This is a genomic window from Dyadobacter sp. BHUBP1 (assembly GCF_050587785.1).
Classification (GTDB): domain Bacteria; phylum Bacteroidota; class Bacteroidia; order Cytophagales; family Spirosomataceae; genus Dyadobacter.
In genome coordinates this window covers 521365-542995 of the sequence record NZ_JBOBIH010000004.1, presented here as the reverse complement: position 1 = coordinate 542995, position 21631 = coordinate 521365, and the positions used below count along the sequence as shown (strand labels likewise).

Sequence of the window (21631 nt, the reverse complement as noted above, 5' to 3'; positions counted from 1 at the left end):
TCAGCATATTACTATGAAAAAACTCGCACTACTCGCGTGGGCGCTTCCCGCGCTCGCATTCGGACAATCCACTACTCTCCAACAAGGCTTCCAAACCCCGCCCGATGCCGCCAAACCGCGGGTATGGTGGCATTGGATGAACGGAAATATCACAAAAGAAGGCATTACCAAGGACCTGGAATGGATGAAGCGTGTAGGCATAGGCGGTTTCCAGAATTTCGACGCAAGCCTCTTTACACCCAACGTCACGCCTAAAAAGCTCGTGTTTATGACGCCGGAATGGAAGGACGCATTCAAACATACCACCGATCTAGCTGAAAAATTGGGCCTCGAAATGGCTATCGCAGGCTCGCCCGGGTGGAGCGTGACCGGTGGCCCGTGGGTACCGGCGGCCGATGCGATGAAGAAATACGTTTGGACCGAAACCCGCGTCGCCGGGGGACAGGCATTTACCGGCAAACTACCCCAGGCCAAGCCCGTAGCAGGTAAATTTCAGAACGTCCCGCTCCCCGCCGAGGGTGGCATAACCGGCCCCACCGGCGAAGTGCCGGATTACTATGCCGATGCAGCGGTGATCGCCTACCGCTTGCCCACAGCCGACAAGCTCATGACTTCACTGAATCCCAAAGTGACTTCCAGCGGAGGTACCTTTTCCGTGGCGGAACTGACTGATGGCGACCTGGGTAAAACCAGCCTGCTGCCGCCAATGGAAGTGGGTCAGGATATGTGGATCCAATACGAATTCGATAGCCCGCAGACATTCAAGGCATTGACCATCGTGGGCGCGAGCTCGGGCGGGGCGCTGGCCGAGTTCAACGGCGCGCCTGATAACCGGACATTGAAGGTTAGCGATGATGGAATAAATTTCCGGGACGTGGCGCCGATTAAAGGCAGTACCGTTCCCCAAAACACGCTGGCATTTGCCCCGGTAACCGCCAAATGTTACCGCATTGCATTCAAGACATTGCCGCCGCCCTCCAATCCTTTCGCTGCAATGTTTGGCGGTGGTAATGCGCAGCCCGCCAAGCCGGAGGGCGTGCAGGTTGCCGAAATCGTGCTTCATAATACCGACCGGATAGACCAGTTCGAAGAAAAGGCAGGATTCAGTCCGTGGCGGGAAAATACGGACTCTTTCATTCAACCCAATGCGGACGCGATTCCCCTCACCGACGTGGTCGATCTGACTTCCAAAATGACTGCCGACGGCAGCCTGAACTGGACGCCGCCAGCTGGTAACTGGGTGATTGTACGGCTGGGTTATTCCCTTACCGGTCGCAAAAACCACCCTGCATCACCGGAAGCTACCGGCCTGGAAGTGGATAAACTCGATAAAGAGGCAGTCACCAAATACATTAACACCTACCTCGACATGTACAAAGACGCCACCGGCGGTCAAATGGGCGCCAAGGGGCTGCAATACATGGTGCTGGACAGCTACGAGGCGGGGCACATGACGTGGACGAAAGCAATGCCGGCGGAATTTAAAAAGCGCCGCGGCTACGACCTTATCTCCTGGATCCCCGTGCTCACCGGCGTGATCGTGAAAAGCGCAGCGGAAAGCGACAAGTTTCTATGGGATTTCCGCAAAACGATCGGTGAGCTAATCGTCGAAAACCACTATGAAGTGATCGGTGACGCGTTGAAGGCCCGCGGCATGAAACGTTACACGGAGTCGCACGAGGGCGGGCGCATATACCTGGCAGATGGCATGGATGTGAAGCGCAAAGCGGATGTCCCGATGGCGGCGATGTGGACGCCCGGCAGCCTGGCCGGTGGCGCTGACGAGGAGATCCGCAGCGAGGCAGATATCCGCGAATCGGCGTCGGTGGCACATATTTACGGGCAAAACATCGTCGCGGCGGAGTCGATGACTTCCGTCGGTAACGCATTTACCTGGCACCCCGAAAAGTTGAAACGCACCGCCGACCTTGAAATGGCCTCGGGCTTGAACCGTTTTGTGGTCCATACCTCGGTGCACCAGCCGCTCGACGACAAAAAGCCGGGCTTTTCGCTGGGTCCGTTCGGTCAGTATTTCACCCGTCAGGAAACCTGGGCCGAGCAGGCGACGGCCTGGACAGGTTACCTGGGCAGAAGCTGCTTCATGCTCCAACAGGGCAAGCCGGTGGTGGACGTGCTTTATTATTATGGAGAAAACTCCAATATCACGCAGATTTCGACCCAAAAACTGCCCTCGATCCCGGCAGGCTACGCATTCGACTTTGCCAATTCGAGCGTAATCAGGAATGCGCTTAAAGTGGAAAAGGAAATGATCGTGACGCCCTCGGGCCAGCAATACCGGTTGCTTGTGCTGGATTCTACCGCGCGGAATATGACTTTGCCGGTACTTCAAAAGATCGGGGACCTGGTGGCTGCCGGCATGAAAGTGGCTGGCGTAAAGCCTGAGCGCTCCCCCAGCCTGGCCGACGATCCGGCGGCGTTTACAATGCTTGTGAACAAAATTTGGAATAACCCGAATGTTTCTACGCAGTCACTGGAGACGGTTTTGAGTAGTATCACCCCCAAGGATGTGATCATTACGGGTGAAAAAGCGAAAATCCTGTACGTGCATCGCCAAACCGCCGATACCGATATTTACTGGCTCGACAACCGCAGCAACGATGCCAACGAAGCACAGATCAGTTTCCGGGTCATTGGTAAGATCCCTTTGCTGTGGGACCCCGAAACCGGCAAAACCAGTAAAGTCTCCTATAATATCTCCGGTGGACGCACCACCATTCCATTGAAGTTCGATTCCTGGCAGGCATATTTTATCGTTTTCAACGGGAAAGCAGCCAGCAGCTCCTATACGGCACCCACTTTCTCCGAATCGGAAATCGCGGACGTTACCGATGCGTGGACGGTACGCTTCCAGCCGGGCCTGGGCGCTCCCGCACAGGCGCAACTCACTGCACTGGCGTCGCTTTCAGAGAATACCGACCCCGGTATCAAGTATTTCTCCGGAACGGCTACCTATGAAAACACCTTGAATGCGCCCTCCATTCAGAAAAATGTGCGGTACTGGCTCGATCTCGGGGATGTTAAAAACCTGGCGGAAGTGATTGTCAATGGCAAGAACATGGGCATTATCTGGAAAAAGCCATTCCGCATTGACATTACGGATGCATTGAAACAAGGCTCCAACAGCATTCAGGTGAAGGTAACAAATACATGGGTGAATCGCCTGATCGGCGACACGCAACCCGGCGTTACGACCAAGATCACCTATACCACTATGCCCTTTTACAAAGCCGATGCTCCCCTATTGCCCAGCGGCTTGCTTGGACCGGTGAAACTGGTGGCGGCAACGCCCGTGAAATGAGCGTTGGTGTAGTCAGGAATGGTCATGTGTAGTCATGTATTGTCAAGTGTAGCCAAGTATTGTCAGGTATTGTCCAACACATGACTATACCTGACCACACCTGACTACACCTGACCACACCTGACAACTCTTGCCTACGTCTGACCGTCAACAAGTCCTCGGACAAGGAGCACTCAAATCGTAATAACCACTATCGTCGTCAATACCCAGCGCTCCGCTTCGGTCGCCCTTATTGGAGATCGCCTGGAACATTAGCCCGAAAGCATATGAACCCGTCAGATCCCTCTGCACTGCTTCATTGGCAGCCGGGAAATAGCGGTGGAGCACAAAGCGAATGTAGATCTTCGGCATTTTCTCAAATCTGAAAAGCGCCGCCAGCAGTTCCTTCACCGGATAATTGTACCCATTCAGAAAGCCGTACTGTGTGCGGAACAGCGGGCTGGCAATCTCGCCGGCATGGCCTTTTTGCTCCCAATACTTGATCCATTGCCTGGCCAGCACATCCGGCACGTTTCCTCCCGGACCATCCCCTGCTTCACGGAAATCGGCCGGCGTATGCGCATAGTAAGGTGTTATAATCTGTCCGGCGCTATCGACGCCAAAAAGCACCAGTTTGAATGCCCTTTCCTCGGTTTCAAAGCCAAACCGCACTTTGACAAAGGTTATACCCGGTGTGGATACGAGGGTTTCGAAATCATCCCCATCAAAATAATCCCCCAAAAGGAGTTTACTCCCTTGATTAAAAAAGCCAAAGGGCTCGCGGCTGTGTTCCAGCGCCTGCCACTGGGCAGCCCATTTTGCAAAAACTTCATCACTGATAAACTTCGGCATGCTTGCTGAGATTAATGGTTTAAAAAGATATTTGCTTTCCGATCATGCAGCGCAACCCGCATCCGCACAATGGAAAGCAATATACCTAAGGGCAAGGAGGCATTGTAACTAATTCGTTGGAAATATAGAATTAATTCGATTTATCGGTTAGGTTACTGGTTATCGGTTGATTGTTATCAGGCGTCCCGGACTACGCGTCCCGGACTACGCGTCCCGAACTACGCGTCCTGGGCTACGCGTCGCGGGCTACGCGCCTTCGGGCCACGATTCGAAGAACCCGTTTTGAGTTCCCCGAACCATTCGTTTTGCCCTGGTTTTTAGTTTGATGAGTCAGACGCAAGCGCCAATCAGGTTCTTTTCAGCACCCCGTCCTGATTGACATTTCAAAATTACACAAACCCTCTCCCGGGCGTAAGCGTGTAAACACGCGAATGCCAAAACAGGTGTTTTCCGGGGCCAGGGGCGACAATCGGATCGGCTAATCGCGGTTTCAAGGCTTTAATGTCAGTAATTCAGACGGGTTTCTTATCCGGAAATAAATGCCTTTCTTCGTAACGCCATCAATGGAGACATATCATGAAATTCCTAGCCGCCATATTACTGCTCACGCCACTTTGTTCCGTCAAAATTTCCGCTCAGAAACCTGCGCCAACGAGGGTCATTACCTACCGTAACCCGGTGATAGCCGGCGATTTTGCCGACCCTTCGGTAATACGTGTGGGCGATACCTATTACGCAGTCGGCACCTCCTCGGAATGGGGGCCTGCCTACCCTATTTACAGTTCCAAAGATCTTGTGAATTGGGAATACGTCGGACCGGTTTTCGCGGAATTGCCCAAATGGACGATGGGAAGCTACTGGGCTCCGGAGCTGTTTTTCCGAAATGGAACATTCTATGTTTATTATACCGCCCGGCGGAAATCCGACAAACGGTCGGTGATCGGCGTGGCGACTACCAGGGATATTACAAAAGGGTTCAAGGACCATGGCCTGATCATCGAATGGACCAGCGAGGCCATCGATGCCTACGTAGTGGAAGACAAAGGGAAGCTTTTTATCACCTGGAAAGCCTATGGCCTCGATAAAGACCGGGCCATCGAGCTGCTCGGCGCAGAATTGTCACCCGACGGCCTGAAAGTAACCGGCAAGGAGTTCAGCCTCATCAAAGCCGATCCGGCAGGCTGGGAAGCGGGCGGCGCAGAAGGGCAGGCTATATTTAAAAGAGGAAATTACTGGTATATGCTCTATTCGGGCAATGCCTGCTGCGGCGACCGCTGCGATTACCAGGTAGGGCTCGCGAGGGCCGAAAAATTGCAGGGGCCATGGGTCAAATATGCAGGTAACCCGGTCCTTTTCGGGGATGATGCCTGGAAATGCCCGGGGCACGGCACCGTCGTTGTCACGCCTGATCGCCGGTATTTTTACCTGCACCACGCCTACAATGGTATTGATTTTACCTTTGCGGGACGCCAGGGTGTTCTCAGCGAGCTGATATGGGACGAAACGACCCGCTGGCCTGCATTCAGGTATGGCAAAACAACGCCCGCGCAAGCGGAATCGCCCGCCGGTGCGGGGCTGGTACCGCAGCAAAACCTCAACTTTTCGGTTAACTATGAGCGCGATACGCTCAGGCTACCCTGGGTATTCGATGCCAGCCTTCCGAAGCCAAAATTCGGTGTCAGGGCCGCTGCGCTGGAAATCGAATGCGAAAATCCCGCCCGGACAGGCAATTTCCTGGGGCACACCATTAAAAAAGGCAGTTATACCTATGCAGCCGAGTTCGTGATCAAGGACAATCTTTTTCAGAATATTGTCCTTTACGGCGATGCTCAAAACGCGATCGGCTATGGCGCCGGCCAGAACCGCGTCGAGCTGTGGCAGGTGAGAGACGGCCATTATGAAACGCTCCAAACGCAGGAAATTCCTGATAAATACAAGAATATCAGACTGGAATTGCAAAGCCGTTACGGACGCTACTACACGTTCAACTGGGGGGTAAAAGGCCAGAAAATCGACTCACTCACCAGCTCCGTACAAATAGAAGCCCCCTGGTTGCCTCGCTGGGACAGGGCTCCAAGGGTAGGCGTCAGCGTAACCGGCGCCCCTGATCAGAAAAGTGAAATTAAAGCGATTGAAATGAAATACGATTAAAAGTACTGCTGCATCAGCTTCGGGTACGCAGGTATCACCACCTCTGGCTCCTCGATTTCGGGGTGCCATTTTTTCTCCCATTCGAAACTGTAATAACCTTTATAATTGGCTTCCACGAGCACACTTATCGCCTCTTTCAAAGGCCCCTCGCCCTTGCCGACCTGCACATACTGGATTTTGCCGTCTTTCAGAATGCCATCCTTGATGTGCGTGTGGCGGATGTATTTTTTCAGTCTGCCATAAACCTCCTTCGGTGGCTCCTTCGTCACCGACCACATATTGAATATGTCCCAAATCAGGCCGATGTGCTTATGCTCCGATTTACCCATTACCGTTGCCAGAATGTCCTTACCCGTCACATCGCCATGAGATTCCAGCAGCACTGTTACGGAAGTGTTTTTGGCATAATCGCCCAGTTCGAGCAGTCCGGTACTGATGAGCTCCACCGTTTGAGCTACTTCCTGGTCTTTGGGTAAATCATTGGGAAACACACGGACGTACGGGCAATTCAGCTGCTGCGCGAGATCGATAAATCGCTTTGCTTCATCCAGATTCTTCGCCCGCATCGCCGGATCGGCCATATGCAATGCGGCAGACGATCCCAAATCTACAATTCGCAAGCCTTTATCCTCGGCCATTTTCCTCGATTGGGCAATGCGCTCCGGGCTGCTGAACTCGCTGCATCGGGGCAAATCCATACAGTCCAGCACACCGCGGACCTCTATCCCGTGGTATCCGCTATCGGCAGCATATTTAACAATCGTGGCCCAGTCCCATTTCGGGCAGGCGAGTGTGGAGAATGAAAACCGCGGTTTGGCCTTCGCCAGCGCAGGCAGGGAGTTGATTAATGGTAATGCCAGGCTGGCGGAAGCAGCCGCGAGGAAATCCCTGCGGGTCAGGAAAGATGATGGATTCATAAGGTTCAGGAAAATGTCCTGAAATATATCGGCTATTGCGTAGATTGGCAAATTTCGCCGCATCCTTCCCTATTTCACAGCCTCGTCGGTCAATTCGGCTTTCCGCAGTTCGAGTACGATGCGGATGCCTATCCCGGCAATTGCCACCGCAATCCCGAGCTGGACCAGTCCTGCCCACATGCTAATCGTCCATTCCATTATTGTATCGATTTATGTTTCAGCACAAAATAAAAACGACCAAATGTGGCATTAAAGTGTTATCAATTAACCGGTTATCAAATTTACTAAACGGTAAAAAATGAGCGTTCACAAAAAAATTACCGTGTCCCTATTGCAAATTTTCAATTCATATTTAACTTTGAATTACAAAGTACTTTTTAAACTATCATTCTCACACAGAAGAAGCTGACCACCATTCTCAATCCTTGTTTTATGCGTGAAGAAATCCTGTTGAACCAAACCAATGCCCTGCAACTGGAAAAGCTGTACCGGGGCAACAAGCCGGGCTTTAAGGCCGCTTTTAATGCATTGTACCCTGAGCTGAACAGTAATCCCCTAGCCGAAGGATGGTACCAGCGACTGAATTACGGTTCGAATGAGTTTTTTTGGGGTACACCTGGCGAGCGGGCTTTTGTAGTGGTGGCTTCCGTGCTCGCGGCGTTGCTGGCCAAGCTGCCCGAGCTGCTTTCCGTCAGCGAGGAATTTTATTATCCCCGTAATGTAGGATTTATCGTCGCTCCGACACTGATGGCCTATTTTGCCTGGAAAAACGGCGTTTCGTGGAAAACCCGGGGCCTGGCGGCCCTGCTCCTGATAGCTTCGGTGGTGTTTATCAACTGGCTGCCGAAGCATGAAACGAGCGATACGCTGATCCTCTCGTGCCTGCACATGCCGCTCTGGCTGTGGTCGCTGCTGGGAGCGGCATATAGCGGCGGCAAATGGAAAAACGGCGCCAACTGGCTCGAATTCCTGCGTTACACGGGTGAGCTGATTGTGATGTCGGGACTCCTCGTTCTCGCCGGTGGGCTCACAACGGCACTTACCATCAACCTTTTCGGACTGATTGGATGGGACATTCAGCCACTTTTCTCCAAATACATTGTTATCTGCGGGCTGGCCGCCGTACCTGTTGTTGCCACATTTATTACCCGCGTGCAGCCCACATTGGTGAACAGGATACCGCCCGTAATCGCGAAACTTTTCAGTCCGGTAGCGTTGGTGATGTTGGTAGTATACCTGGCGGCTACGCTCATCGCCGGCAAAAGTCCTTATCACGACCGCGAATTCCTCGTGCTTTTCAATGGATTGCTCGTTGCCGTGATGGCGCTGATCTTCTTTTCGCTGGCCGAAACCGATCACTCTGGCGGCAATCGCGGGCAAATCGTGGTGCTCTTTCTACTATCCGCCGTGACACTGCTGGTTAACAGCATTGCATTATCTGCGGTCTTGTTTCGCATCGCGGAATGGGGGCTTACGCCGAACCGCGCTGCCGTGCTGGGTGCCAATGTGCTGATGCTCGCTCATTTGTTTTATGTAGGCCTTAAACTTTTCGCCGTACTCAGCAAAAAAACCGGCCTTTCGGCAGTAGGCGCATCGCTGGCAATATTCCTTCCGCTGTATAGCATATGGAGTGCGGTGGTGATCTTCGTTTTCCCGTTTATTTTCGGGTTCAAATAATTTATTACCGGAAATCCAACCGGTATTATGTTTTACTTCAAATTGACCGAAAAAGCAGCCGGGGGTACCGTTTGCTTTTTCGATTTTACAGGGATCTGAGAAATTTGCGATTGACGCCAAATGAATCAGCGGACAGACGATTTGCATGATTGCACAAGGGCGAGATGCAGCGGAGCCAGTAGTTGGTACATTTATTCATACCACTTGAACATTGCCATTCCACCTCAAAACAAATCTGGCAAGCATGGGCAAGACACTCGATTACCTGTACAGCTGGATCGAAAAAAATAAGTAATCCCCCGGGCACATTTCTCCGTAGCGCCAGCCGGCATCCATCGTTTTCCCCATTCAAAGTAGAGTAAAAGAAACCAGGGCGCGCCTTCAAAGGGCATATGAAGAAGTTCTGTTTCCTTTTCTTTCGGCTATTGCTCCTTGGAACGGTTGCAGTTGCGCAATCGGGCAAGTCGTCTCATTTCCCGGACGGCACAAAAATACCCTCCTGGTTTTCAGACACATCCAAAATCGATTCAAAGCGTCTTGGCAGGCAGTTTGTCATAACAGAACACGGCGTTTCCGGCGACAGCAACACGGTGCAAACCACCGCGATCCAGCGCGTCATCGACCGGGCGAGTGAGCAGGGCGGCGGTGTGATCGTGATCCCCAAGGGTACCTTTTTGAGCGGGGCGCTGTTTTTTAAACCTAAAACACATCTCTATGTAGCCAAAGGCGCTGTATTGAAGGGCTCCGACAAGATCGCTGACTACCCGCTGATGCCCTCACGCATGGAGGGACAAAATCTCGACTATTTCCCTGCATTGGTCAATGCCTACGGCGTGAACGGCTTTACGATTTCGGGCAGCGGCATTATCGACGGCAACGGGCTGAATTACTGGAAGGCATTCTGGCAGCGGCGGCAGGAGAACCCCAACTGCACCAACCTGGAAGTATCGCGACCGCGGCTGGTCTTCATCTGGAAAAGCAACAACGTGCAGGTCCAGGACGTGACACTTCAAAATTCGGGTTTCTGGACGAGCCATTATTACCAATGCAACAATATTAAAATACTGAATGTCAGGATCACCGCACCGCATGAGCCGGTTAAGGCGCCGAGTACCGACGCGATCGACCTGGATGTATGTAATAATGTGCTTGTCAAAGGTTGCTACCTCGCTGTGAATGACGACGCCATTGCTTTGAAGGGTGGAAAAGGACCTTATGCGGATACCGATCCGGGCAACGGCGCCAATACGAATATCCTCGTCGAGGATACCCATTTCGGATTTTGCCACGCGGCGCTTACCTGCGGCAGCGAGGCCATTCACAACAAAAATGTAGTGATGCGCAACTGCCGTATCGAGAACGCCATGCGGGTGCTCTGGCTGAAAATGCGACCGGACACTCCTCAGAAATATGAATTCATCAGTGTAGAAAACGTCGATGGCAATGCATACAGCCTCATTTACGTGAAACCCTGGAAACAATTCTTCGATCTAAAAGGCAGAAAGGACGTGCCGCTCTCCTACTCGGACCATATCAGCCTGAAAGATATCAAACTCAAATGCGAGATATTCTTCGACGTAAGTCCGGGCGAGTATGATAAACTATCGGAATTTAATTTCGAAAACCTGAACATTACGGCGAAAAACGCCGCTTATGATAAGTCTGTCGTCAAGGGTTTTACGCTCACGAACGTCAAAGTGAACGACAAAATGATCCAATAGCATCATTTTTGAGACTTCCCCTTTTTTCTAAATACAAAATAGCAGATCAGCAAGCCTGAATTCAGCAGCACTGAAAAGCCGTTCGACAATATAATGGGCAATTCCTCTTTCAGGATACCATAATAGGTCCACAATGCCACGCCGGAGATCAGGACTACCAGCATCAGCGGCGAGAGATTTTCTACGTCCTTTTTCCGGAGCACTTTGATAAACTGTGGTAGCATGGATGCGGAAGTGAGCACGCCGGCGATGATCCCGATCACAGTTTGAAACATATTCAAATGATTTCGTGGGTCGATGATGTAAAATTCCCTCCTCAGCCGCCCAGGTACCGGCAGGCGAGCTGGTAAAGTTCGGCGACAAAAGAGTCGTAGGCGATGAAAATCTCAGGTTTGGCAATGAAATCCCTCGCTCCCGCCCGGATACACTTTTCACGTGTGGACACGACCGATGACGTGGAGGTCGCAAATACAGCGATGTCCGGGTAGGTCGTTTTCAGCTCATCTATAATGTCGTAACCGTTTTTGCCCGGCATATTCAAGTCCGACAATATCAGCTCCGGCAACTCCCGCGGTGAACTATGAAGCCACTCCGTAAGTTGATCGCCATTCCCGAACTCCCCGAGGATTTCGAATTCTCCGGAAGCCCTGAATGCCTCGGACATAAAGAAACGCTCATCTTCATCATTTTCAACAATGGCCAGTTTGAATGTTCTCATGCGCGGGCTTAGATCTTGGGTAACATAATATGAAAACTGGCACCTTTTCCCTGTGTCGATTCTGCCCATATTCTACCACGGTGCCGTTCGACCACCTTCTTACAAACCGCCAGGCCCACGCCGTTTCCCGGGTACTGACTGGCAAAATGCAGTCTTCTGAAAATTTCGAAGATTTTTTCCAGGTTTTCGGGTGAAATGCCAATGCCATTGTCTTCCACAACGAATCGTACGCTGCCATCTTCCATCCAGGATTTCACTTCCACCTCCGGCTTCTTGCCATTCGTGAATTTGAGCGCATTAGCCAGCAGATTCTGAAAAAGCTGCACCAGTTGCAAACGATCCCCGTAAATAGACGGCACCTCGCTCTGCACACGTATATGCGCACCCGACTGCTCGACGGCGTCGTTCAAGTTCTGGATCGCTTCGCCGATCACCTCTTCCACGTTCAGCTTTTGGCGTTGAAGCCCTATTTTACTGATCTGGGAGTAATGCAGCAGATTGTCAATGAGCTCGTGCATACGTTGCGCGGCCAGAATCCCCTTTCCAATACTCGATTTCAGAAGATCGAACTTTTGCTGGTCGACATGCTGGTTCATCAGGTATAAAAAACTTCTCACAGTTCGTACGGGCTCCTTCAAATCGTGCGAAACAATAGCTGTGAACTGCTCCAGCTCGCGGTTTGCAGAAGACAATTCGCTGTTGGCCACCGAAAGCTCCTGTGCGAGCTGCCTGTACCTGTCTGAACTCTCCTGTAGTGCCTGCTCACTCATTTTGCGTTCGGTAAGGTCGCGCGTCACCTTTGAAAAGCCACTCAGCCGGCCTTCGGCATCATACACTGCCGTAATAACCACATTCGCCCAGAAACGAGAGCCGTCTTTCCGTAAACGCCACCCTTCCTCTTCATATTTACCGGTCGCGACGGCAACTTTCAATTCCCAACCAGGCTTTCCATTGAGAATGTCCTCTTCGGGATAAAAAATAGCGAAATACTTCCCGATTATATCTTCCGCGCTGTAACCTTTAATACGCCTGGCGCCTTCGTTCCAGCTGACAATGCGGCCATCCGTATCGAGCATAAATATCCCGTAATCGGCCACTTGCTCCACCATCAACCGGTAGCGTTCCTCGCTTTCGAGCAGATCGAATTGCTTTTTCTTTTGCTCCGTGATGTCACGAAGTAGTACACAGAAACCCAGAAGAACCTCCGAATCATCGAAAACCGGGGAATAAGAAATTTCTGCCCAATACCTGGTGCCATCTTTTCTCAACTTCCAGCCTTCGGTTACACATTTTTTCCTTTCCAACGCCTCGTCCAGTTCGGAGCGGTACTGGATTGGATCACTCTGGTTGTCGCCGATAACGTTGAACGGTTTTCCTTCTATTTCAGCTTCGTCATAGCCTGTAATAGCGCTCGCAGCCGCATTGCAAGTCGTTATCCTGCCTGTTTCGTCCAGCAAAAAAAAACCTTCTGCGATGTTGCGAAAAATCAGGTTACTGCTCAAATGCATGGATGGGTAAGGTATAAATCAAGTCGGGAACGAATGCAGCAAATTCCGTGCCAAAAAAATCAGGCGTGCCGGAGCTGAGCCAGCACGCCTGAATGACATTCACATCCATGGTTTTAACCAATATGGTGACCGGCCACGTGGCCGCCGTCGAGGTTGATCACCTCACCGGTGATAAAGTTGCTGCCCGCCAGGTACAATGCAAGCTGCGCAACGTCTTCCGTTTCACCGATGCGGTCCACAAGGTGCAGGCCCGCAAGACTGTCGGCATCGCTGACGCCGGTTTTCGCTTGAAGCGGGCTGCGGATAATACCCGGGGCGATCGCATTGACACGTATGTTATTTCTGCCAAACTCGGCTGCGAGCTGCCGCGTCAATGCGTGAATGCCTCCCTTGCTAGAAATAGGCGCCGTCGCAGGGAAGCCACCGATCGCGTGGTCTACCAGCACGGTACCGATGTTAATGATCGAACCTTCGCCCTGCTGCAGCATTTGCCGGATGGCTGCCTGGCTGGTAAAATAGGTACCTTTCAGGTTGATGCCCAGGAAATAGTCGAGATGGACTTCGTCGACTTCGAGGAAGCTGCGCGGCTCGAATACGCCGGCATTATTGACGAGCACATCCACACTGCCGAACTTGCTTACGGCCGTATCAACCAGCAATTGGCCTGTTGCACGCTGACTGATGTCGCCTGCCACCATAACCAGGCGGTCGTGATTACCCAGCTCTTTATACGTCGCTGTGAGATTATCCCCGTTGGCCGAATTGATAACCACGTTATGCCCTTGTTCGAGAAACAGGCTGGCTATTGCCCTGCCGATGCCGGTGGAAGCACCGGTTACGATGATGGTTTGTGTTTTCATGATGTAAGGTCTGTTACTGTTTTCTTTGAGCGGTGATCCCTTTTTCGCGGAGCACGGAAACCTGCTCCCCGGCATACCCCCAATCATCCGGTTCCACTTCCTGGATCACTACATGAGTGAGATGGGGATCCTTGTCGAGCACATCGGTAATTACTTGTGTTACGCCGGCGATGAGCTCCTGCTTTTGTTGCCGGGTAACGCCTTCGCGGGTTACCTCAATTTTTACATATGGCATGATTACTGCATTTAAAAGGATTATTAATGTATTCGACGTCAACCCATTACTGTGTTTTGACAATACAAAGGAACCCTGTTCACGGCAGACCATTACGTGACATACATCACAAGTATTCCTTTCGCGATTTGCATAGCCGGGCAATTAATGAGAAATTGCGCCCCCAATTTTCCAAAACAATGGCAACTCCTGTTTTCTGCGGCATCGATTTCGGCACTTCCAATTCCAGTCTCGCAATAGCAAACCCAAACGACGTTTTCCTGATTCCGGTAGAAAACGACCATAAAACAATCCCCAGCGCGATGTTTTTTGCGCGGAAAGATAATGAGGCATTCTTCGGACGGACGGCGATGGAACGCTTCCTGGGGCGTCATCCGGGCAGGTTAATGCGAAGTCTGAAACGCGTGCTCGGAACACCGGCTATGCGCCAGGGCACGATGGTCAATGGCGAACTGATGAAGTTCGACCAGATCGTCGCAGCCTTCCTCGACCAGATGAAGAAAAAGGCGGAGGCCGATTGCGGTACCAAACTGAAACACGTAGTAATGGGCCGCCCGGTGCATTTCGTCGACAATGACCCCGCCGCCGACGAACGGGCAGAAAGCGAGTTGAAAGCGATCGCCAAAAGCCTGGGCTTCGAACACGTCGGCTTTCAGTTTGAACCCATTGCCGCCGCCTTTGCGCACGAGGCGCAGGTGACAGGTGAGAAACTGGCCATGGTGGTCGATCTCGGCGGCGGCACTTCCGATTTTACCATTATCCGCCTTTCAAAAGACAATGCCCGGAAACACGACCGCAGCGGCGATATTCTTGCGAATACCGGCGTGCGCCTCGGCGGGAACGACTTCGACAAGGATCTCAGTCTTGCCCGCATGATGCCCGAGCTAGGTTTCCGCACGACTTACGGTGCCAAAAACCTCGAAGTGCCCTCCTATCACTATTTCGATCTTTCGGAATGGAGTAAGGTCAACTTCCTTTATACCAACCGTACGATCTTCCAGGCGAAGCAGCTGCTCCGTGAGACCCATTCGCCTGAAAAATACGGACGGCTGATTAACGTCCTGGAACAGGAAAGCGGTCATGCGGTACTTGCTGAAACCGAAAATATCAAGATTGGCCTTACGCAAAGTAGCACGTACGTGGCCTCTCTTCCCTTTATCGACGAAAATCTGCACATCAATGTCGAACGCGAAGTGTTTAACGAAGCGATAGGCACCAAGACGCAGCGCATCGTCGACGCGGCCAAACAATGCCTGCAAAGTGCGGCGATAGCGCCTGACGCGATCAGTCTGGTAATCATGACCGGCGGTTCTACCGAGATCCCGCTGATCCAGGAGCGCTTCCGCGAGCTGTTTCCTGCCGCCGAATGGTCGGAAGAAAACAAGCTTTCCAGCGTAGGATTGGGGCTTGCCTACGATGCCCGAAGCCGGTTTTCCTGAACAAATGCCGGCGCACTGCCGGTGATCCGCCTCACGCCGCTGCCCCCGACCACTTCAATCTCTTTCCGGTCAGTGTTTGCTTCGGATACCGATATCTGGTTATACTTGCATTATGTCAATTTCAGATAGAAGCATCTTAATACTCGGCTGTTTCGACACCAAGGGCGATGTGTTTTCCTACCTGCGGGAATGCATTGCCGCACAGGGTGAAACGGTGATAACCATAAACACGGGCGTTTTTGGCACTACCAGTGCATTCCCTGTCGATTTCGAAGCCGATGCCGTTGCCGCTGCGGCAGGTCACGATATCACCGACCTTCGCCGTGACCGCGACAGGGGTAAAGCGATCGACATCATGGGGCGGGGCGCTTCCAGGCTGGTTTCTCAGCTTTATCATGAAGGAAAAATCAAAGCCGTCGTCGGAATGGGCGGCGGGGGCGGCACCTACATCGCACTTTCTGCCATGCAGGGCATTCCTTTCGGTATACCGAAGGTTTGCCTTACCACATTGGCGACGAAAGACCTCTCCCGACAGATCGGCGACAAGGACATTATGCTGATCCCCTCCGTGGTGGACGTGGCCGGTATGAACCATATTTTAAGACAGTTGGTAGCACAGGCCGCTGCGGCCGTTTCCGCTATGGCCAATGTCGATACCGCGGGGCAGCATACAAAAGCGCGGAGCATCGCCATCAGCATGTTCGGGAATACGACGGCGTGCGTCGACAAATGCACCGAGCTCCTTACCGGGGCCGGATATGAAGTACTGGCCTTCCACGCAACCGGTGTAGGTGGTAAAACCATGGAATCGCTTATCCGCGAAGGCTGTTTCGACGCCGTGCTCGACATTACCACCACCGAACTGGCCGACGAACTTTGCGGCGGCATTTGCAGCGCCGGCCCGGAAAGGCTGACCGCCGCGGCAGAAATGAGCATTCCGCAAGTGGTAGTCCCCGGCTGTATGGATATGGTCAATTTTGCGCACCTCGATACCATCCCGCACGCATTCGCGGACAGGCACCTGTACAGCTGGGCGCCCGACGTAACGCTCATGCGTACAGACGAGCGCGAGAACGCGATCCTGGGCGAGCGCCTCGCGCGCAAGGTAAGCCGGTCGTCGGCTCCGGCAGCGATTGTGCTTCCGCTGAAAGGCATCTCGCAGATTGCCGCCGAAGGAGGAATTTTTCATAACCCGGCAGCGGACGAGGCCCTGTTTACCGCAATCAGGGCCAATATATCCGGTAATGTATCCGTAAAAGATGCGGATATGCACATCAATGACCCGGCATTTGCACATTTGCTGGTGGAAACGTTGCTGGGTTTAATGCAAAAGAAACAGTAAAACATTAATCAGTCTAATCATCTAATAATCAAACCGAAACAATATGCCTAACCCATGGACAGGTAAGGGAAACCCTTATACGAAACAGGAAGTAAGAGATCGCCTGCAAGCGACGATAGATCAGGGCAAAGCCATCATTGCGGCCGGTGCCGGCACGGGTATAAGTGCCAAATTCATCGAAAAAGGCGGAGCAGACCTCATTATCATATATAACTCAGGACGTTTCCGGATGGCCGGGCACGGCTCTACGGCCGGCCTGATGGCCTACGGCGATGCCAATGCGGTAGCGATGGAAATCGGTGAGTTTGAGGTATTGCCTGTGGTGGAGGAAATACCAGTGATCTGCGGCGTTCATGGCTCCGACCCCCGTCGCCGGATGTGGCATCATTTGTTGAAAGTGAAGGAAATGGGCTTTTCGGGCGTCAACAACTTCCCTACCCATAGCATTGTGGACGGGCATTTCAGGCAGGTACTGGAAGAAACCGGGATGGGTTTTGCCAAAGAGGTCGAGATGATCAGGCTGGCAACGATGATGGATCTTTTCTCGATCGTGTACGTGGCCACGCCTGAAGAGGCACGCCAGATGGCCGAAGTAGGCGCGGATGCCATTATTGCCCATGTCGGCACCACCGTGGGAGGTTCTATTGGCGTAGTAGATGCCACTTGCAGCATGGACGAGGCCATTGAACGCACCCAGCTTATCGGCGATGCCGCACGGGAGGTTAATCCCAATGTATTCGTACTCGCCCATGGCGGGCCGGTCAATACCCCTGCCGATGTCCGGGAAGTACTCTCCAAAAGTGACATCCACGGGTTCGTAGGCGCATCCTCGCTCGAACGCATGGGCGTAGAGCAGTCGCTTACCGACCTTACGCGCGACTTTAAGCGGTTGACGTTGGGGAATTCTTAGTGACGGTCGGCCGCCGGTTGCATGAACAAATCAAGCAATTGGCGGCCGGAAGAAGTTATTTGAGCTTCGGAAGCGATTGCCACCAGGCAACCAGCTTCCCGCTTAGTTGTTTCGTGATTTTCATTTCCGTTGCCTGAAGATTGGTCGTTTCGGCAGGGTCCCTCACAATGTTGTAAAGTTCCGTTTTGCTACCATCGGCATCCATAAGTAGCTTCCATTCGCCCGACCGCACCGCGAGGCGAGGACTGCGGTCGTTGCCTTTGGGGTAATTATAGGCAATGTCATTTCGCCCGTATTCCCAGAACATTTCCCGTTTTCTGAGCGAAGGTTTGCCCAGCAAGACCCCCGACCGGTCGATTCCGTCGCCGTGATAATTTTCGGGAATTTTTATGCCTGCGAGTTTAGATAATGTAGGCAAAAGGTCCGTAGCATGCAGTTCCGAGCGGTTGTCGGTCTTGTTGGCGGGAACATGACCTGGCCAGCTGACAATGAAAGGCATTCGAATGCCGCCTTCGTACAGCGATAGCTTTGATCCCCGGAAGCCTCCGCTTCGGGTGCCACCGAAAGTGGGCAATGCACCATTGTCGCTGGTGAAGATAATGATCGTATTCTCAGCGAGTCCCAGATCTTTCAGGCCATCGAGCAGCCGCCCGATTTGCACATCATATTCTTGAAGTACCCCTTTAAATGCAGCTTCCTCCTGCGGGTTCATTGGAAATTTGCCGGTATATTCGGTTTCTACCTTTGGGACCCAGGGCGTATGCACGTCGTCTGGCCAGAGATTGATGAAGCACGGCTGGCCTTTGTGCCGCCTCATAAAATCCAACGTTTTGTCCACGAAGTATTGGGTCCGGTCCCACCTTTTTATACTGTCCTTGTCAGACCATATCCAGTTCGTCGCGGTAAGTGCAAGGTCGGGTTCGGGGCTTTCATAAGTGCTCGCATGCTCGTCGAAACCATATTGTGCGAAGCGGGGCGCATTGGTCACGTCTCTTCCGCCCCCCATATGCCACTTGCCGAAATGTCCGGTGGCATAGCCTGCGTCCTTGAAAAAACGCGCCATCGAAGGCGCTTCCGGGGTCAGGTAGTCGATCTGTTCGGCGTCTTTATTATGCTTTTTGGTATCCAGAAAAGTTGTAAAGTTCCATTTCGCAGGATGCATGCCAGTGAGAATACTCGCCCGGGAAGGCGAACAGATCGGCGCGCCGCTGTAATACTGGGTAAGTTTAAGGCCGCTGGCTGCGAGCCGGTCAAGATGAGGCGTGGGAATAAAACGCCCGCCATAAACACCGATATCGCCATAACCCATGTCGTCGGTCAGGATCACGATGATGTTCGGCGGGGATTGTGCTCTCTTTTGCTGGGCATTTGCCGGCAGCAAACTGAATATCAATACAATATAAACTATTGATCTGACTAGTCCGGTTCGTCTCATAAGATGGCATATGGCTGCTAAACTCCCCCGAACTACCTGCAAAACCATTCCGGGGGAATCAAAGTTTGCTAATATACCAAATCCATAGAATTAGGACAGATCGAATTCAAGATCTTACTCGCTCCTCAAACTCCTGACCGGGTTCATCAACGCAGCACGGATGCTTTGGAAGCTGACAGTAAACAATGCAATAGCAATGGACAACGCCCCTGCAAGAAGGAATACCCACCACCTGATATCGGTATGGTAGGCAAAATCCTGCAACCAGTTTTTCATGCCATACCAGGCAATGGGCGACGCAATGAGAATGGCAACAACAACCGGTTTGAGAAAATCCTTCGAAAGCAGTCCCACAATACTTGGTACCGAAGCGCCCAGCACTTTTCTGACGCCGATTTCCTTCGTCCGAAGCTCAGCCATAAACATCGAAAGCCCCAGCAAGCCCATGCAGGAAATGAGAATGGCAATACCTGCAAATATACCAAACAGCAGCTGCTGGGTTTGCTCACGTGCGTAAAGTTTGCCGAAGCGCTGATCGAGGAATTCGTATTGAAACGGAACGTCCGGGAAACGGTTCTTCCAAACCGAACCGAGGTGTGCAAGCGCACCCTGAATATCCTTGCCTGCCACCTGCACGGATACGCGTCCTAGATGGTCCGGTTGGTAGAACATCACGATGGGCGCTACTTTTTGATGCAGTGATTCAAAATGGTAATCGGTCGTGACACCGATGATCTGTCCCCGCATTTCACCATAACCAAAGCGGTTACCAATGGCTTCCTCCGGGTTTTTCCAGCCCAGCAAACGGGCTGCGGTAGCATTGAGTATAAAGCCGTTCGTCCGGTCGGTCGGATATAGACGGGAGAAATTCCTGCCTGCGGCCATTTGGATCTGGTAAGCGGGAATGAAGTCCTCGTCGACCGAAAGCGACTTAATACTGATTTGCGTAGGCGCCATCGAATCGCCTTTCATCACATATGCATCCCACGAATCGAGCAGCCGGCCCGATGGAATCCGTGACGAACGCCCCACCTCCCGAACTCCCGCATGTTCCTTAAACCGCTGGCGGATCGCCTCGACATCGATGGTCGAGTCATCGGGCATGCTGAACGTGATCACCTGGTCTTTGGCATAACCCAGTTTGTAATTCTGAATAAACTGCATTTGGTTGTATACAACTGTCGTGCTGATGATCAGCGTGGCGGCGATCGCAAATTGAGCCACCACGAGCGTCTGCCGCAGTTTTCCGTTTTTAAGAGCCGACGCAATCTTGCCTTTCAATACCGCGATAGGCTGAAAACCGGTCATGAAAAATGCCGGATAACTGCCTGCTACCAGTCCGGTGAAGATCGTGATGCCCAGCAGGATTGCCAGGAAAGTCGGGTCCAGCAAGGCATAAACGGAAAGCTGTTTCTGGGTAAAATTATTAAACAAGGGCAGGCACAATACCATGGCCACAAAGGCAATCACTACCGAAATTACAACCAGAATCACCGATTCGCTCAAAAACTGGTTCATCAACTGCGTGCGTACCGCGCCAATTACCTTGCGCATGCCCACTTCTTTCGCACGCGTCGCCGATTTGGCAGTTGCCAGGTTCATATAATTGATGCAGGCGATCAGCAAAATAAAAATCGCGATCGCCGAGAACAGGTACACATATTGAATATCCCCATTCGCCTCGATTTCGGAATCCAGGTGAGAACGCAGGTGAATGTCGGTGAGCTTCGTCAGCGTCAGCACCGAGTATTTCGAAGCCTTGCGATCGATGTGCTTATTCTGAAATGCGGGAAATGCGGCTGTCAGCTTCTGCGCGTCGTAATACTTCGGCAGAAGCAGGAATGTCGAGAAAGAATTGTTGGCCCAATTGGTACGAAGCCCCTCGGCACCGTAAACACGATTGTCGTTCAGAGTCGAGAACGAGACCAGGAAATTAGGATGAAAATGCGATTGTGAGGGAAGTGGCTCAAAAACACCCGTTACCGTGTAATCGAACTGGTTGTCCAGCCGCACTACCTTTCCGAGAGGATCTTCGTTCCCGAAGTATTTTTCGGCCATGGGTTTGGAAAACATGATCGAAAAAGGGTTTTCGAGCGCTTTATCCGGATTTCCACGGTCTATTTTAAAAGTAAATACCTTGAAGATATTCGCCTCTGCGGCAAACATCTGGTCCTCCGAAAACCGTTTGTCGCCGTATTTCACCAGTGCCCCGGTTTCCAGCAGCCGGACGACCTGCTCTACCTGCGGGAAATCCTGCTTCACAAGGGGGCCGAAAGGCGGCGCCGCATGCCCGAGCCGCAGCGATTCCGTACCATCATTGGCCAGAAAAGTGCGGTTCAGCCGGTAAATACGATCTGCATGTTCATGGAAGCGATCGTAGCTCAGCTCATCTTTCACATACAAAGCGAGCAGCAAAAAGCAGGTCAGTCCCAGTGAAACGCCGGAAATATTGATGAAACTGAAAGCCTTGTGCTTCGTCAGGTTCCGGAAGGCGATTTTCAGGTAATTTTTGAACATGTTGTCGGTATTTAGGCCCGGGTAAAACGGGGAAGGATGTCGGTTTTGTTA

The 21631-nt window shown here is 52.2% G+C and carries 17 protein-coding genes; 7 read left to right on the top strand and 10 right to left on the bottom strand.

The genetic code is table 11. The features are described 5' to 3' along the window. Positions 1-13 precede the first annotated feature (13 nt). On the top strand, positions 14-3319 hold the full coding sequence (locus ACQ4MZ_RS18795) for a glycosyl hydrolase (RefSeq protein ID WP_430847267.1): 3306 nt from the start codon (positions 14-16) through the stop codon (positions 3317-3319). A 147-nt stretch (positions 3320-3466) separates the two neighbouring features. Here ACQ4MZ_RS18795 and ACQ4MZ_RS18790 read toward each other — a convergent pair whose 3' ends face one another. Further along, the gene (locus ACQ4MZ_RS18790) at positions 3467-4150 is read right to left on the bottom strand and encodes a hypothetical protein (RefSeq protein ID WP_430847265.1); all 684 of its coding nucleotides are present in this window, start codon (positions 4148-4150) and stop codon (positions 3467-3469) included. 576 nt (positions 4151-4726) lie between these two features. Between ACQ4MZ_RS18790 and ACQ4MZ_RS18785 the strand changes: the two genes are divergently transcribed. Continuing rightward, complete coding sequence (locus ACQ4MZ_RS18785) at positions 4727-6301, top strand: glycoside hydrolase family 43 protein (RefSeq protein ID WP_430847263.1); 1575 nt, start codon at positions 4727-4729, stop codon at positions 6299-6301. Here the strand turns inward: ACQ4MZ_RS18785 and ACQ4MZ_RS18780 are convergent. Both ACQ4MZ_RS18780 and ACQ4MZ_RS18775 read right to left on the bottom strand, forming a co-directional pair. Then, a complete protein-coding gene (locus ACQ4MZ_RS18780) occupies positions 6298-7218 on the bottom strand; it encodes a sugar phosphate isomerase/epimerase family protein (RefSeq protein ID WP_430847261.1) in 921 nt (306 codons plus the stop codon). The genes ACQ4MZ_RS18785 and ACQ4MZ_RS18780 overlap by 4 nt on opposite strands. 69 nt (positions 7219-7287) lie before the next feature. After that, a complete protein-coding gene (locus ACQ4MZ_RS18775; RefSeq protein WP_430847259.1) occupies positions 7288-7416 on the bottom strand; it encodes a hypothetical protein in 129 nt (42 codons plus the stop codon). Between the two features lie 234 nt (positions 7417-7650). On the opposite strand from ACQ4MZ_RS18775, the gene ACQ4MZ_RS18770 reads away from it, so the two are divergent. Beyond that, complete coding sequence (locus tag ACQ4MZ_RS18770; RefSeq protein ID WP_430847257.1) at positions 7651-8895, top strand: hypothetical protein; 1245 nt, start codon at positions 7651-7653, stop codon at positions 8893-8895. A 392-nt stretch (positions 8896-9287) separates the two neighbouring features. Next, positions 9288-10616, top strand: coding sequence for a rhamnogalacturonidase (locus ACQ4MZ_RS18765; RefSeq protein WP_430847255.1), 1329 nt, complete (start codon positions 9288-9290; stop codon positions 10614-10616). Between the two features lie 2 nt (positions 10617-10618). Here ACQ4MZ_RS18765 and ACQ4MZ_RS18760 read toward each other — a convergent pair whose 3' ends face one another. The 5 genes from ACQ4MZ_RS18760 to ACQ4MZ_RS18740 all read right to left on the bottom strand — a co-directional run bounded on the left by ACQ4MZ_RS18760 (position 10619) and on the right by ACQ4MZ_RS18740 (position 13937). After that, positions 10619-10891, bottom strand: coding sequence for a SemiSWEET transporter (locus tag ACQ4MZ_RS18760; RefSeq protein WP_430847253.1), 273 nt, complete (start codon positions 10889-10891; stop codon positions 10619-10621). Between the two features lie 41 nt (positions 10892-10932). Continuing rightward, complete coding sequence (locus tag ACQ4MZ_RS18755; protein ID WP_430847251.1) at positions 10933-11334, bottom strand: response regulator; 402 nt, start codon at positions 11332-11334, stop codon at positions 10933-10935. A gap of 8 nt (positions 11335-11342) precedes the next feature. Next, entirely contained in the window at positions 11343-12842 is a 1500-nt protein-coding gene (locus ACQ4MZ_RS18750; RefSeq protein WP_430847249.1) for a sensor histidine kinase, read from the bottom strand. A gap of 113 nt (positions 12843-12955) precedes the next feature. After that, a complete protein-coding gene (locus tag ACQ4MZ_RS18745) occupies positions 12956-13702 on the bottom strand; it encodes an SDR family NAD(P)-dependent oxidoreductase (RefSeq protein WP_430847247.1) in 747 nt (248 codons plus the stop codon). Positions 13703-13715: 13 nt separating this feature from the next. After that, a complete protein-coding gene (locus tag ACQ4MZ_RS18740) occupies positions 13716-13937 on the bottom strand; it encodes a tautomerase family protein (RefSeq protein ID WP_430847245.1) in 222 nt (73 codons plus the stop codon). 179 nt (positions 13938-14116) lie between these two features. Between ACQ4MZ_RS18740 and ACQ4MZ_RS18735 the strand changes: the two genes are divergently transcribed. The 3 genes from ACQ4MZ_RS18735 to ACQ4MZ_RS18725 all read left to right on the top strand — a co-directional run bounded on the left by ACQ4MZ_RS18735 (position 14117) and on the right by ACQ4MZ_RS18725 (position 17628). Next, on the top strand, positions 14117-15376 hold the full coding sequence (locus ACQ4MZ_RS18735) for an Hsp70 family protein (RefSeq protein WP_430847243.1): 1260 nt from the start codon (positions 14117-14119) through the stop codon (positions 15374-15376). 112 nt (positions 15377-15488) lie between these two features. Next, positions 15489-16718 (top strand): Tm-1-like ATP-binding domain-containing protein, encoded by a 1230-nt coding sequence (locus ACQ4MZ_RS18730; protein ID WP_430847241.1) that lies wholly within the window; start codon positions 15489-15491, stop codon positions 16716-16718. Between the two features lie 43 nt (positions 16719-16761). Continuing rightward, positions 16762-17628 (top strand): phosphoenolpyruvate hydrolase family protein, encoded by an 867-nt coding sequence (locus ACQ4MZ_RS18725; RefSeq protein ID WP_430847239.1) that lies wholly within the window; start codon positions 16762-16764, stop codon positions 17626-17628. Positions 17629-17683: 55 nt separating this feature from the next. Here ACQ4MZ_RS18725 and ACQ4MZ_RS18720 read toward each other — a convergent pair whose 3' ends face one another. Continuing rightward, positions 17684-19063, bottom strand: a complete 1380-nt coding sequence (locus tag ACQ4MZ_RS18720; protein WP_430847237.1) for a sulfatase-like hydrolase/transferase — start codon at positions 19061-19063, stop codon at positions 17684-17686. 114 nt (positions 19064-19177) lie between these two features. After that, on the bottom strand, positions 19178-21580 hold the full coding sequence (locus ACQ4MZ_RS18715; RefSeq protein ID WP_430847235.1) for an ABC transporter permease: 2403 nt from the start codon (positions 21578-21580) through the stop codon (positions 19178-19180). Between the last annotated feature and the right edge of the window lie 51 nt (positions 21581-21631).